Source organism: Nocardia barduliensis (assembly GCF_013315795.1).
Lineage (GTDB): Bacteria > Actinomycetota > Actinomycetes > Mycobacteriales > Mycobacteriaceae > Nocardia > Nocardia barduliensis.
Genome location: NZ_JABLTE010000019.1, coordinates 65,530 through 77,849, shown reverse-complemented (window position 1 = coordinate 77,849; position 12,320 = coordinate 65,530). Strand labels below are relative to the sequence as shown.

Annotated in this window: 13 protein-coding genes; 6 read left to right on the top strand and 7 right to left on the bottom strand. The window is 68.9% G+C overall.

The features are described from left to right. Window positions 1-16: 16 nt before the first annotated feature. Together HOV91_RS11260 and HOV91_RS11255 are read right to left on the bottom strand one after the other, a co-directional pair. On the bottom strand, window positions 17-1,333 hold the full coding sequence (locus HOV91_RS11260; protein ID WP_174185389.1) for a class I SAM-dependent methyltransferase: 1,317 nt from the start codon (window positions 1,331-1,333) through the stop codon (window positions 17-19). Next, the gene (locus HOV91_RS11255) at window positions 1,330-2,772 is read right to left on the bottom strand and encodes an FAD-binding oxidoreductase (RefSeq protein ID WP_174185404.1); all 1,443 of its coding nucleotides are present in this window, start codon (window positions 2,770-2,772) and stop codon (window positions 1,330-1,332) included. Before HOV91_RS11255 ends, HOV91_RS11260 begins: the two co-directional genes overlap by 4 nt. 206 nt (window positions 2,773-2,978) lie before the next feature. Between HOV91_RS11255 and HOV91_RS11250 the strand changes: the two genes are divergently transcribed. Then, on the top strand, window positions 2,979-3,413 hold the full coding sequence (locus HOV91_RS11250; RefSeq protein WP_174185388.1) for an SRPBCC family protein: 435 nt from the start codon (window positions 2,979-2,981) through the stop codon (window positions 3,411-3,413). A 57-nt stretch (window positions 3,414-3,470) separates the two neighbouring features. Here HOV91_RS11250 and HOV91_RS11245 read toward each other — a convergent pair whose 3' ends face one another. From HOV91_RS11245 to HOV91_RS11235, 3 genes are read right to left on the bottom strand one after another with little or no spacing between them, the layout of a single operon-like run. After that, window positions 3,471-3,821 (bottom strand): VOC family protein, encoded by a 351-nt coding sequence (locus tag HOV91_RS11245; protein WP_174185387.1) that lies wholly within the window; start codon window positions 3,819-3,821, stop codon window positions 3,471-3,473. A 15-nt stretch (window positions 3,822-3,836) separates the two neighbouring features. After that, entirely contained in the window at window positions 3,837-4,649 is an 813-nt protein-coding gene (locus HOV91_RS11240) for a MerR family transcriptional regulator (protein WP_174185386.1), read from the bottom strand. A 50-nt stretch (window positions 4,650-4,699) separates the two neighbouring features. Further along, window positions 4,700-5,329: a hypothetical protein gene (locus tag HOV91_RS11235; protein ID WP_246349984.1), complete on the bottom strand. Its 630-nt coding sequence runs from the start codon at window positions 5,327-5,329 to the stop codon at window positions 4,700-4,702. A gap of 189 nt (window positions 5,330-5,518) precedes the next feature. Between HOV91_RS11235 and HOV91_RS11230 the strand changes: the two genes are divergently transcribed. From HOV91_RS11230 to HOV91_RS11220, 3 genes are all read left to right on the top strand, one after another. After that, on the top strand, window positions 5,519-5,851 hold the full coding sequence (locus HOV91_RS11230; RefSeq protein WP_063711262.1) for a YbaB/EbfC family nucleoid-associated protein: 333 nt from the start codon (window positions 5,519-5,521) through the stop codon (window positions 5,849-5,851). A gap of 13 nt (window positions 5,852-5,864) precedes the next feature. Continuing rightward, the gene (gene recR / locus HOV91_RS11225; RefSeq protein WP_174185385.1) at window positions 5,865-6,473 is read left to right on the top strand and encodes a recombination mediator RecR; all 609 of its coding nucleotides are present in this window, start codon (window positions 5,865-5,867) and stop codon (window positions 6,471-6,473) included. Between the two features lie 66 nt (window positions 6,474-6,539). Beyond that, window positions 6,540-7,157, top strand: a complete 618-nt coding sequence (locus HOV91_RS11220) for a LysE family translocator (protein WP_174185384.1) — start codon at window positions 6,540-6,542, stop codon at window positions 7,155-7,157. Between the two features lie 7 nt (window positions 7,158-7,164). Here the strand turns inward: HOV91_RS11220 and HOV91_RS11215 are convergent, their stop codons facing one another. Next, on the bottom strand, window positions 7,165-7,809 hold the full coding sequence (locus HOV91_RS11215) for a hypothetical protein (protein WP_174185383.1): 645 nt from the start codon (window positions 7,807-7,809) through the stop codon (window positions 7,165-7,167). 21 nt (window positions 7,810-7,830) lie between these two features. Next, the gene (locus HOV91_RS11210; protein ID WP_174185382.1) at window positions 7,831-8,037 is read right to left on the bottom strand and encodes a hypothetical protein; all 207 of its coding nucleotides are present in this window, start codon (window positions 8,035-8,037) and stop codon (window positions 7,831-7,833) included. Between the two features lie 293 nt (window positions 8,038-8,330). Between HOV91_RS11210 and HOV91_RS11205 the strand changes: the two genes are divergently transcribed. Beyond that, complete coding sequence (locus HOV91_RS11205; protein WP_217440188.1) at window positions 8,331-11,354, top strand: circularly permuted type 2 ATP-grasp protein; 3,024 nt, start codon at window positions 8,331-8,333, stop codon at window positions 11,352-11,354. Further along, window positions 11,351-12,256 (top strand): transglutaminase family protein, encoded by a 906-nt coding sequence (locus HOV91_RS11200; RefSeq protein ID WP_174185381.1) that lies wholly within the window; start codon window positions 11,351-11,353, stop codon window positions 12,254-12,256. The genes HOV91_RS11205 and HOV91_RS11200 overlap by 4 nt, the downstream gene beginning before the upstream one ends. Window positions 12,257-12,320: the final 64 nt, after the last annotated feature.

The following is a 12,320-nucleotide window of genomic DNA, read 5'->3' as shown; positions in this document are numbered from 1 at the left end:
GGTTACAGCGCTCCGGTTACGGCTGCCACCAGGGGCGCAGCGGCACGGTCCAGGCGCCGTCGGCAGGCAGTTTGACGCCGAGCACCTGATGCAGCTGAACCACGTTGCGCTGGAAGCCGAGGCGGCACCCCGCCATGTACAGGCCCCACACCTTCGCGGTGCCCTCGCCGACCTCCGCGACACAGGCATCCCAGTTGGCGACCAGGTTCTTGCACCATTCGTGCAGGGTCAGGGCGTAGTGCTCGCGCAGGTTCTCCTCGTGCAGCACCTCGAGCCCGATGTTCTGGATCTCGGAGATGATCCGGCCGGAACCGATCAGCTCGCCGTCCGGGAACACGTAGCGGTCGATGAAATCACCCGCCCTGGTGGTGCGGGTGTTGTCCGGGCGGGTGATGCAGTGGTTCAGGAACAGGCCGCCGTCACGCAGCTTGCCCTTGATGTAGTCGAAATAGAACGGATAGTTGTGCACTCCGATGTGCTCGGTGAGTCCGATCGAGGACACCGCGTCGAATTCGCCCTCGGGCACGTCGCGATAATCGGAATGGCGAACCTCGGCCAGCTCGGTCAAGCCTTCCTCGGCGATCTTCTTCTGCGCCCAGTCCGCCTGTTCCGCCGAGAGCGTCGCGCCGATCACCTTGACCCCTCGCTTGGCCGCATAGCGCACCATGCCGCCCCAGCCGCAGCCGATGTCGAGCAGCCGGTCGCCTTCCTTCAGCCGCAGCTTCTCGAACACCAAGCGATATTTGTTCTCCTGCGCCTGCTCCAGCGACCAGCTCTCGTCGCCGTACGCCGCGCAGGTGTAGGTCATCGACGGACCGAGGACGTACTCGTAGAAGGCGTTCGATACGTCGTAGTGATGATGGATGGCCTCGGCGTCGCGGGTCTTGGAGTGGCGCAGGCCCTCGAAGGCGATGCGCCGCCAGCGCGGCAGGGTCTCCTGCGGCGGCGGAGCGACCGGCTTGAGCCGCTCCCAGCCGAGCGAGCGTGCGATGGTCACCAGGGCCAGCGCGGACGGACGGCGGAACTTCAGCTCGTCCAGCGCCTTCAGGATTTCGTACGGGTCGCCCGGGTGCACGCCGGTGGCGGCCATATCGCCCGCGATGTAGGCGCGGGCCATGCCCAGGTCACCGGGGGCGGTCGCGAGATAGTTGATGCCGCGCGGCGTCCGGATGTCCAGCGCGAACTTCGAATCCGCCGGTCCGGTCGAACTGCCGTCGTAGGCCGTCAACCGGATCGGGACTTCGCCCTCGACGAGGGTCTCGAAGATCTCGGCAATACTGAGCTTGGTTCCGAGATCCGCGAAGACATCCGAGCGGTCCTTGAATGTCGTCATTTGCGTTGCACCGCCTTCGAATACAAATCCAGCAGGCGCTGGTCCGGGTCGTAGCGTTTCTTCAGTTCGGTGTAGGTGTCTCCGCCGTAGAGCGCCGCGAACTCATCTTTGCCGTAGAAGGAATCCGAGTACAGCGACTTATGACCGTCGAAGTCGGTCACCGTGCGTTCGATGGCGCGGTTGGCCGCGCCTTCTTGCTGCCCGGGGACGGTGGGCACGGCCGACCAGAATCCGACATTGACGTAGGTTCGGGCAGGCTCCAGGGGATACAGCGGCCACGGGCGTTCGCCAGGCCGGTCCGCCTCGCCGGTGTCGCGCAAACGCAGCGGGCACAGCCAGATCGGCTCGATGGGGATCTCGCGCAGAAACCATTCCACGAAGTCGGCGGTGCGGTCGACCGGCACTTCGATGTCCTGCACGACCCGCTCCCGCGGCGGATTGCCCTTACGGGCCTCCAGTTTGTCGCCGATGTCGTATTTGCGGTCCAGCGCCACGAGTTTCCAGTAGAAACTGCTGCGCCGATAGCGCTTCGGCCAGAATCGGCGGATCTTCGGATTCTGCGCGCCGAACGCGCGGGAGCACCAGAACCAGTCGGTGTCCCAGCGCCACAGGTAGTCGTGGATGGTCAGGCGGTCGCGCTTGGGCTCGGCGCCGTCGTGCTGGATGGACCGGTAGTAGATGTCCATCCCGGTGTAGTCGCTGACGGGGCCGGGCTCGTCGGTCCGGCGGCCCAGCGTCAGATAGCTCTCCTCGGCGGAGAACACCACGCCGTCGAGGTAGTCGACCCGCTCGCCCGCGTAGGCGCGGTCGGTGACGACCGCGGCCAGCGTCGCCTCCAGCTCCCGCAGATCGCGAAACCGCACGTGCCGCACAGCGACGTACGGTTCGACTTCCTCCAGCTCGATCTTCAACCGGACGGTGTAGCCCAGCGTGCCGTAGGAGTTCGGGAAACCGCGGAACAGGTCGGCGTACTCGTTGTCCGGCGTCACGGTGAGAATCTCGCCCGCGCCGGTCAGCACGTCCATCTCCAGCACGGACTCGTGCGGCAAGCCGCTGCGGAACGAGGTGGACTCGATGCCGAGACCGGTGACCGCTCCGCCCAGCGTGATCGTCTTGAGCTGCGGAACGACCAGCGGCGCCAGCCCATAGGGGAGGGTGGCGGCCACCAGCTCCTCGTAGGTGGTCATGCCGGCGACATCGGCCGTCTTGCCGACCGGGTCCACCGCGATCACCCGGGTCAGTCCGGAGACGTCGAGGCCGGGCGCGGTGCTCTCGGCCCTGGCGCGGAAAAGGTTCGAGGTTTTCTTCGCCAGCCGGACGTTGGCGTGCTCGGGTATGGCGCGGTAACTCGCCAATAGGCGGTCCACGCCCGCTCGATGCGCGGCAAATCCTGATTCGCGTGCGGCCGGTGCGTGTCCGGCCTTCCCCAACAGACTCACTGCCACCCCTCGACGCTAGTACGGACGATACGGCGCGGCCACCGCGAGGGCACGGTGGTGGAGAAATGTCACGCATATGTTGCGAAATGGAATACCGAATTGTCTGGAGTAGTTCGCCACACGCCCGTGCCCTCCGCGCTTTCCCGCGGCGCGGACAGGGCAGGATGGGATCGGTCGAGACACCGCATCCGGACAAGGAGCTCATTGTGGGACAGGTCAGCGCCAGCAGTTCGATCGACGTGACGGCGGATCCGCAGCGCACGCTGCAGGCCATCGCCGACTACGACACCGTGCGCCCGCGCATTCTCACCTCGCATTACCGCGACTACAAGGTGGTCGAAGGAGGCAAGGGCGCAGGCACCGTCGCGGAGTGGACGTTGCAGGCGACCGAGACGCGCTCGCGGAACGTGCACGCGGTCGTCTCGGTATCGGATTCCATTGTCACCGAGCGCGACTCGAATTCGACGCTGGTGAACACCTGGACCGTCACCCCGGAGGGCGCGGGCGCGCGGGTCACGCTGCGTACCACCTGGAAGGGCGCGGGTGGCGTGAAGGGCATCTTCGAGGGCATCTTCGCGCCGCTGGGCCTGAAGAAGATCCAGGCCGAGGTGCTCGCGAACCTGCGCCGCGAGCTGGCCTGATCGCGCGACCGCGACGACGGCCGCAGCCGTCGTCGCGGTCGAGTTGCGGTGGGCGGCCTACCCGGCCGCGATGTCGAAGAGGTTGCCTTCCGGGTCGGCCAGCGTCGTCCACCGCGTGCCCCATTCGTCGAAGTCACCGACGTGCTTCGCACCCAGGTCGATCGCTCGTGCGACCTGCTCGTCCCGGTCGGACGCGTGCAGGTCCAAGTGGATGACGTTCTTGCCCGGGTTCTTGTCGTGCACCCGGATGAACATCAGCACCGGCGCGGCGCCCGCGCCGCCGCCGACGGTGGCGAATTCCCGGCTGGGCTCGGGGTCGACGGGCGTCTCCAGCAACCGCGACCAGAATTCGGCCAGGGCGCCCGCGTTCTCGCAATCAATGGTGACGTGGGCGATCGACAGCGTCATAGGTATCTCCTTTGTTCACGGCTGGGCGATGGGCCAGCACACTTCGGTCCGGTAGGTGGCCGGGTCGTCGGACTCGTCCGGCCCCAGCAGGTACAGCTCGCGGATGGGCTCCGGCAGCGCGATGTCGTGTTCGGCGACATGACTGCCGAGCGCGCCGTAGGTGCGGTCGAAATCGTCGAACGGCCCGTCGTGCACGGTGACGGCGAACCGGCGCGCGGGCAGTTCGACGACGGAAAGCCCTGCGGGCAGGACGATGCCGGCGTCGGCGACCGGAACGAACGCGACCACCTCGCCCTCGTCCTCTTCGAAGAAGTCGGTGCCGTAGGTGGCGCCGCCTATTCCCGCGGGCGCGACGCCCGCCGCGCCGAGGGCTTCGTACAGCGTCTGGAACGCCGTCCCGCACCACTCGCCGATATGCTCGCGCGCCACCACCGCGCGCCGCGCCGCGGCCGGGAACGCCGGAACCACGCGGTACTCCACGCTGATCGGGGCCGAGGGCGTCAGCAGCGAACGCAGCGACGCCACGACCGCGCGGGTGCGGATCAGCTCCGCCTCCATGCGCTCCAGATGCGCGCGCAGCGCGGCGTCGCGGGCACTGTCGTCCGGCGCGGTGAGCACGGCGCGGATCTCCTGGACCGGCATGTCCAGTTCGCGCAGCCGCCGGATCAGCTGGGCCTGCGCCACCTGCGCCGTCGAGTACCGCCGATAGCCGGAACTCGCGTCGATGTCGACCGGAGCGAGCAGGTCGATCTCGTGGTAGTAGCGCAGCGTCTTCACACTGAGATGGCTCAGCCTGGAGAACTCCCCGATGGGGACGGTCGCTGTCATGGCATCAGCCAACACCCTCCAGTGACGGGAGGGTCAACGGCCTCCGGGGTTCAGCCCAGAGCGAAGGTCAGCAGCAGGGTGGTCTGGAACGCGCCGCGCCACCAGGAGTAGCCGAACCAGACACCGGGAGTGACCTCCCGGATCTCGTCGTAGACCGGCGGCGTCGGGGAGGGCGTGTAGTCGAGTGCCCAGGCCGGCTGCCCGTCGGTCAGGGCGGGCGCCGGGTAAACGTCGGCGCGCCAGCCCTCGATGCCCGCGCCGGTGAGGCGGTTCATCAGGTAGCCGCCGTCGGGGCCGGTGTAGAAGGTCTTGCCGATCCACAGCGGGGGCGCGACGGACTGCATGACCGGCGGGCGCGTCACCCAACCCGCTTTCACGCCGGTCGGAACGGCGCCCAGCGGCGCGTTGCGGAAGATGGCGTCCTGCTGTTCGGCCGAGCAGCGGAAACGCAGCGAATCGATGGTCGCGGCTTTGTCGCCCGGATAGAGGACGCAGCCGCTGCCGTAATCGGCCAGGGCGGGCGTGGGTTCGACGTCGATGACCTCTTGCGCATCGATCACTTCTGGTGTCTCGATGATCTCCGTGTCCGCGGACACCGGACCGGTGCCGAGAAGAATGCCCGGAACCCCGAGCGCGAGCACGAGCGTGCTCAGGAAACGTGCACGAACTGCGATCATCATTGTCTCCAGATTTGCACACCGGTCTTCGAACCGGTGTCGATGGTAAGGGGCACACGGCCGATCTCCACCGGAACTACCCAACCTGTTATCAGCCATGCGCCGTGGACGTCGGACCGTCGGGCCGCGCCGGAAGCGCGGTGCGGCAGGACTAGGCTGGCCGATGACACCTTCTCCAGAGAGGACCCTCCCGTGCAGCCAGGTGGTCAGTTCGACATGCAACAGTTGCTCGCCCAGGCGCAGCAGATGCAGCAGGCGGTGATGGAAGCCCAGGCCGACATCGCGGCGACCGAAGTGGACGGCGCGGCGGGTGGTGGGCTGGTCAAGGTCACCATCAAGGCCAGCGGTGAGGTGGTCTCGCTGACCATCGACCCGAAGGCCGTCGACCCCGACGACGTCGAGACCCTGCAGGATCTGGTGATCGGCGCGGTCAACGACGCGATGGCCAACGCGCAGCGCATCGCCGCGGAACGGCTCGGACCGCTGTCCGGTGGCCTCGGCGGCGGTTCGCTGCCCGGTTTCTGAGCCGAGGTAGCAGTTGTACGAGGGTCCGGTCCAGGATCTGATCGATGAGCTGGGCAAGTTGCCCGGCGTCGGTCCGAAGAGCGCGCAGCGCATCGCCTTCCACCTGCTGCAGGTGGAGCCGCCGGAGATCGATCGGTTGCAGGCCGCGCTGCAGAAGGTGCGCGACGGTGTGCAGTTCTGCGTCACCTGCGGGACGGTCTCCGACGGTGAGATGTGCCGCATCTGCGCCGACCCGCGCCGGGACCGGACCATGATCTGCGTCGTCGAGGAGCCGAAGGACGTGCAGGCCATCGAGCGCACCAGGGAGTTCCGCGGTCGCTACCACGTGCTCGGCGGCGCGCTCGATCCGCTCAGCGGTATCGGCCCCGACCAGCTACGGATCCGGGAATTGCTGGCGCGCATCGGAAACCAGGACGACGGCGTCGACGTCAGCGAGGTGATCATCGCGACCGACCCGAATACCGAGGGCGAGGCCACCGCCACCTACCTGGTCCGGATGCTGCGCGACTTCCCCGGCCTGAGCGTGACCAGACTGGCCTCCGGCCTGCCGATGGGCGGTGACCTCGAGTTCGCCGACGAGCTGACCCTCGGCCGCGCGCTGTCCGGGCGGCGCGCGCTCTAGCCTCGGAAAAAAGCGTCCCCGCGAACGGGATCGCGCCGCGCCGGGCATGGGGTTACCGTGTCGGGGATGAGCATCGAATTCGCGCTGACAACGCTCGTCATCGTCGCAACTCCCGGCACCGGTGTGCTGTTCACGTTGGCGGCCGGGCTGTCTCGCGGCGCGCGGGCCGCGGTGATCGCCGCTTTCGGCTGCACGCTCGGCACCGTGCCACACCTGGTCGCGGCGATCACCGGTCTGGCAGCGCTGCTCAATGCCAGCGCGGTCGCGTTCCAGACGCTGAAGTATCTCGGCGTCGCCTACCTGCTGTACATGGCCTGGACCACTTTCCGGGACAAGGGCGCGCTCGCGGTGCCGGAGCAGACCGGGCATACCGCACCCTCGGCGCGGAAAGTGATCGCCTCGGCGGTGCTGCTGAACCTCCTCAACCCCAAGCTGACCGTCTTCTTCTTCGCGTTCCTACCGCAGTTCGTGCCCAGTGGCGCGCCGGACGCGCTGGCGCGCATGCTCGAACTGAGCGGCATCTTCATGCTGGCGACCTTCGTGGTGTTCGCGGTGTACGGCGTCTGCGCGGCAGCCGTCCGCAGCCGGGTCGTCTCCCGGCCCGCCGTCGTCATCTGGACGCGCCGGGTCTTCGGCGCCTCGTTTCTCGCGCTCGCGGGCCGGTTGGCCGCCCAGAACCAGTGACCGGGATTCAGAGGTCGACGCGGGACCAGGGAATGCCGGGGAATCGGGTGCGGTCGTCGTTGGCCCAGCCCCAGATGAGCGCGGCCACGGTGGCGGGGTCGGAAACGGTCGTGCCGAAGTGCTTGTCGGGGGAGCCGTCCCGGTATTCCAGGGCGTAGGCGCCGGAGTTCTCCCGGTAGGTCTGGATGTAGAACTGCTCACCGCGTTCGACGACCAGGTACGGGTTGGGCGCGCTCAACTCCGGAATCCACTGCTCGATCAGCGCTTCGGTCAGATAGGGGAACTCGCCCGCACCGCCGTGCGTGACGGTGGCCCGCACGTGCCCGGCCGGATCGATCAGCCAGGCCAGCTGCGGATCGTAGACGGCGTAGTTCAGCGGCGTCGCGAGTTCGAACAGCAGGTGCCGCACGAATCCGATCGCGTCGTAGGGGCACGATACGTAGAGCGCCGCGCCGGTGGCGGCGCCGCCCACCGGCACGGTGCTGAGAAAGTTGTCCTCGTCGGGCAACTCCGCGTTGCGTCTGTTCAGTTCGGCCGCGATCCCGGCTACCGTCTCCGACTCGGTGACGCCCTGCTGGGTGCTCAGGTAGGCGTCGACCTCCGCGATCGACGACGCGACACCGGACGGAAGCAACACGTGGTCATAGCTCACCGGGCCAGGGTACGGAACCGCTCAGGCGCGTCGGCGGACCGTGTCGTCGTCGGGGCACCGGCAGCCGCCCGCGAGGTCCCGGCAATCCAGGACGAACGCGTGCCGGGCATGGGCGAGATCGAGGCAGTACTCGTCGGTGCATTCGGCCATCCGGCTCGCGTGCACGATCAGCGTTCCGTGGCAGTGGTCGAATGCCGATTCACAGGATGAACAACCTGGGGTACGCATGTGACCTCCTGGCGAGATCGTCGTCGTCCTTCGGTGATACCACCGGCACGCCGGGCGCGGTGGGATCCTGGCTCGGTGTGTCGCCCTAGTCCGAGGCAGGGGCAATCATGTGGCAATCGGTGGTCGCTGCTGCGTCAGACACTGCCGATCGCCCGGATTCGACTTCGCTACGTGCGAAAATAGCGGCACAGCCCACCGCAGCGATGCGTCGGTCGCGAATGTTCGCCACTGTCCGGCAAGGATTCGGCGATCGGTGGGCACGGATGCGGCGGAAGTGAGGTCGGCCGGTGACGTTGCGCGACGAGCCGCGGGAGACCGCGACCGGCACGACCGTGCGCGAGCAGTTCACGCGCTACCGCGCCGAGGGCGCCGAGACCGCCGCCTACGACGAATGCGGCAGGCCGGTCCCGGGTTATCACGACGAACTGGTCGACGCCGACGGCAACGTGCGCCGGATCTGGTCGGAGCTGTCCGCCGACTTCGCCGAACTCGGCGCGGACGGCCTCGGCAAGCTGGACAGCCGGGTGCGCAGGTTGATCGACGACGACGGCATCACCTATCTGGAGGCGGGCGCGTCGGCCGACGCCACCGCGCCGTCGCCGTGGCGTCTCGATCCGATTCCCCTGCTGGTGGCCGCGGACGATTGGATCCGGCTGGAGGCGGGGCTGGAACAGCGCTCCCGCGTGCTCGACGAGGTGCTCACCGATGTCTACGGCCCACGCAGGACGCTCGGGTCGGGGCTGCTCGCACCGGAGGTGGTGTTCGGTCACCGCGGCTACGTCCGGGCCGCCCACGGCATCACCGTGCCGGGGCGGCATCAGCTCTTCCTGCACGCCTGCGATCTCAGCCGCTGGAGCGACGGGCGATTCCGGGTGCTCGCGGACTGGGCGCAGGCGCCCTCCGGCGCGGGATACGCGCTGGCGGACCGCAGGGTGGTGTCGACGGCGATCCCGGAGTCGTTCGAACACGCCAATCCACGCCCGCTGACACCCTTCGCCAGGGCGATGCGCTCGATGCTGATCGAATCGGCGCAGACCGACGACGACGAGCCGGTGGTCGTGGTGCTCAGCCCCGGCGTGCACTCCGAGACCGCGTTCGATCAGGCGTATCTCGCCTCCATTCTCGGCTTTCCCCTGGTGGAGAGCGCCGACCTGGTGGTGCGGGACGGTGCCCTGTGGATGCGGTCGCTCGGCACGCTGAAACGGGTGGACGTGGTGCTGCGCCGAGTGGACGCGGAGTTCTCCGATCCGCTGGACCTGCGGCCGGATTCGCGGCTGGGCGTGGTGGGACTGGTCGAGGTGCTGCGGCGCGGCAGCGTGACGGTGGTGAACACGCTCGGCAGCGGATTGCTGGAGAATCCCGCGCTGGCCGGGTTCCTGCCCGGCCTCGCACGTGCGCTGCTCGGCGAGGACCTGCTGCTGGAGAGCGCGCCGTCGTATTGGGGTGGGCACGACCTGGAACGAAAGCACCTCCTCGCGCAGCTGGGCGAGCTGGTACTGCGCTCGGCGGTCGACGGGGCCACACTGTTCGGCCCCGAGCTGAGCCGGGCGCAGCGCGACGAGCTGACGGCCAGGATCGGTGCGCACGGATGGCAGTGGGTCGGCCAGGAACCGGCGCAGTTCTCCGTCGCGCCCGCCCTCCGCGATCACGGCGGGCTCGCCGCCGCTCCGGTCGGTATGCGGTTGTTCTCGCTGGCCCACCGCCGCGGCTACACCGTGATGTCCGGCGGTCTCGGGCAGCTGCGGCAGCGCACGACCGAGCGCGCCGCGATCAAGATTGCCGCCAAGGACGTCTGGGTGCGGGCAGCGCCGCAGGCCGCCGCCGCGACCAGCACCGAGCCGCCGCGCGCGGAGCGGGAACGGCGCACCGCCCCGATCGTGGCGGCGATCAGCTCTCCGCGCGTGCTCAACGACCTGTTCTGGATGGGCCGCTACGGCGAGCGCGCCGAGGACACCGCCCGCCTGCTGATCGCCACCCACGAGTGCTACCAGGAGTTCCGCTATCGCCCCTGGCTGGAGGGCGCGCAGGCGCTGCCGATCCTCTTCGCGGCGCTCGGCCGCACCACCGCCACCGCCGCGCCGGCCGAGGGACCGGCCGGTCCGCAGGCGCACGCCTTCGCACCGCAGCAGAGTTCGTCCGATCGCGGCATGGCGGCGCTGTCGGCCGACGCGCAGGTCGCGCAGTACGGCGACGATCGAGCGCACTCGGCGGCCGGAGCGATCGGGCCGGTGGACCGCGAGCAGGGGGCCGTCCCGGTGCTATCGGGCGCGGACGGATCAGCGGACGAGACCGCACCGCCGCGGTTTTCCGGCCCGACTTCCGCGGCGGCGGCTCCGGCCGCGGAACCGTCGAAAGCCGAAGCGTCGAAATCAGGAGGGAGCGACCGGGAGCAATCCGAGTATCGCTCCGGCGTAGCCCGAGCCGAAGCCATAGCCGGAGCCGATGCGGGACAACCCATTACGGGCGGCGTGGAAGTCATCGCCGAACGGCCGGGTAGCGGCGCGCCGACCGGTGCGTCCCGCGAGGGGCACGACTACCTCATCGCCCTGACGATCGACCGGGACCTGCCCGGATCGCTGGCCTTCGCGATCGATCGGTACGGCAATGCCGCGCGGGCCGTGCGCGACCAGCTCTCGTCGGACACCTGGATGATCCTCGGCGCCGTGGACCGCGCGCTGGCGGGCTATCCGGGTGCCGTGGACGATTACGAGGCGGAGCTGTCGGACGTGCACTCGCGGACCCTTGCCGGGCTGCTCGCGCTGTCCGGGATCGACGGGGAATCGCTGGTCCGCGACACCGGGTGGTACGTCAGGGATATCGGCAAGCGAATCGAGCGCGGACTGGCCCTGACCGCGCTGCTGTCGGCCGCGCTGACCCAGCAGTATCCGGAGGAGACCGAGCGGCAAGTCACCGACTGGGTGCTGCGCGCCACCGAGTCCTCGGTGAGTTACCGTCGGCGGCACCGGGATTCGGTGCGGATCGCGAACGTCGCCGAGCTGCTGCTGTTCGACACCGCCAATCCGCGATCGCTGGCCTATCAGCTGGATCGGCTGCACGCCGATTTCCACGCGCTGCCCGGCTCCTCCGGCTCGTCGCGTCCGCAGCGGCTGCTCGCGGACGCGCGACGCATGCTGCGCCGCCTCGACCCCGACGACTTGGAGTTCACCGACGCGGAGGACCGGCGCACCGAACTGGCCGACTTGCTGGAGGGGGTGCACTTGCGTCTGCGCAAGGTCGCCGAATCCTTCGAGACCACGACGCTGTCCCTTCCGGTCGGCATGCAGCCGCTGTGGGGCAGCGCGCAGGTGGTCGAATGAGCGGCCCCACCGCCGCGGCCCGGCGCTACCGGGTGGAGCATCGCACCAAGTACGCGTACTCCGGGGAGGTCACCAGCTCGTACGGGCGGGCATACCTGACGCCGCGCGAGTTCCCCGGCCAACGACTGCTCGCCCACGAGATCCGCATCGATCCCGCGCCGTCGGACCGGTCGGTCGGCGCGGACGTGTACGGCAACATCACCTCCTATTTCCACGTCACCACCGAGCATCGCGCGCTGACGGTCGTCGGTGAATCACTGGTCGAGGTCGACGCCCCCAGACGCGATCCGGCGGCCCGGCCATGGGAGAACGCGCGCCCGACCGGGGCGAACGGGCCGTTCGCCGTCGAGTTCGCCCTCGACCTGCACCCGGCGGAGATCACTGCGGAACTCGTCGCGTACACGGCCGAATCCTTTCCGCCGGGCAGGCCGCTGCTCGACGCGGTGGCCGAACTCAACACCCGCATCTACACCGACTTCGCCTACCGGTCCGGCGCCACGACGGTATCCACTCGGGTGGCCGACGTGTTCGCGGCCAGGGCCGGCGTCTGTCAGGACTTCGCGCGTCTCGCCGTCGCCTGCCTGCGGTCGCAGGGCCTCGCCGCCCGGTACGTGTCCGGCTACCTCGCCACCGACCCGCCGCCGGGGAAGGAGCGCATGATCGGCGCCGACGCCACGCACGCCTGGGCGGCGGTGTGGGCTCCCGCCGCGCACGGTCACGACCGCGCTGGCCACTGGATGGACCTCGACCCCACCAACGACCAGTTCGGCGACGAGCGATACATCACCGCCGCATGGGGCCGGGACTACGCCGACGTACCTCCGCTGCGCGGCATCATCTACACCGACGCGAAGGACAGCGCCATCACCGTCTCCGTCGACGTCACCGAGACCGGAGCCTGATCCGCCTGCCGTGGCCGATGGCCTGAGCGACTGGGGAGACTCCGCAGCGGGTGGGCGCGGGCGA

Bases quoted from the DNA above. Each gene is read 5' to 3' on its own strand.
- HOV91_RS11260 (WP_174185389.1), bottom strand. From the start codon at position 1,333: ATGACGACATTCAAGGACCGCTCGGATGTCTTCGCGGATCTCGGAACC.
- HOV91_RS11245 (WP_174185387.1), bottom strand. From the start codon at position 3,821: ATGACGCTGTCGATCGCCCACGTCACCATTGATTGCGAGAACGCGGGC.
- HOV91_RS11240 (WP_174185386.1), bottom strand. From the start codon at position 4,649: ATGACAGCGACCGTCCCCATCGGGGAGTTCTCCAGGCTGAGCCATCTC.
- HOV91_RS11235 (WP_246349984.1), bottom strand. From the start codon at position 5,329: ATGATGATCGCAGTTCGTGCACGTTTCCTGAGCACGCTCGTGCTCGCG.
- HOV91_RS11220 (WP_174185384.1), top strand. From the start codon at position 6,540: ATGAGCATCGAATTCGCGCTGACAACGCTCGTCATCGTCGCAACTCCC.
- HOV91_RS11210 (WP_174185382.1), bottom strand. From the start codon at position 8,037: ATGCGTACCCCAGGTTGTTCATCCTGTGAATCGGCATTCGACCACTGC.
- HOV91_RS11200 (WP_174185381.1), top strand. From the start codon at position 11,351: ATGAGCGGCCCCACCGCCGCGGCCCGGCGCTACCGGGTGGAGCATCGC.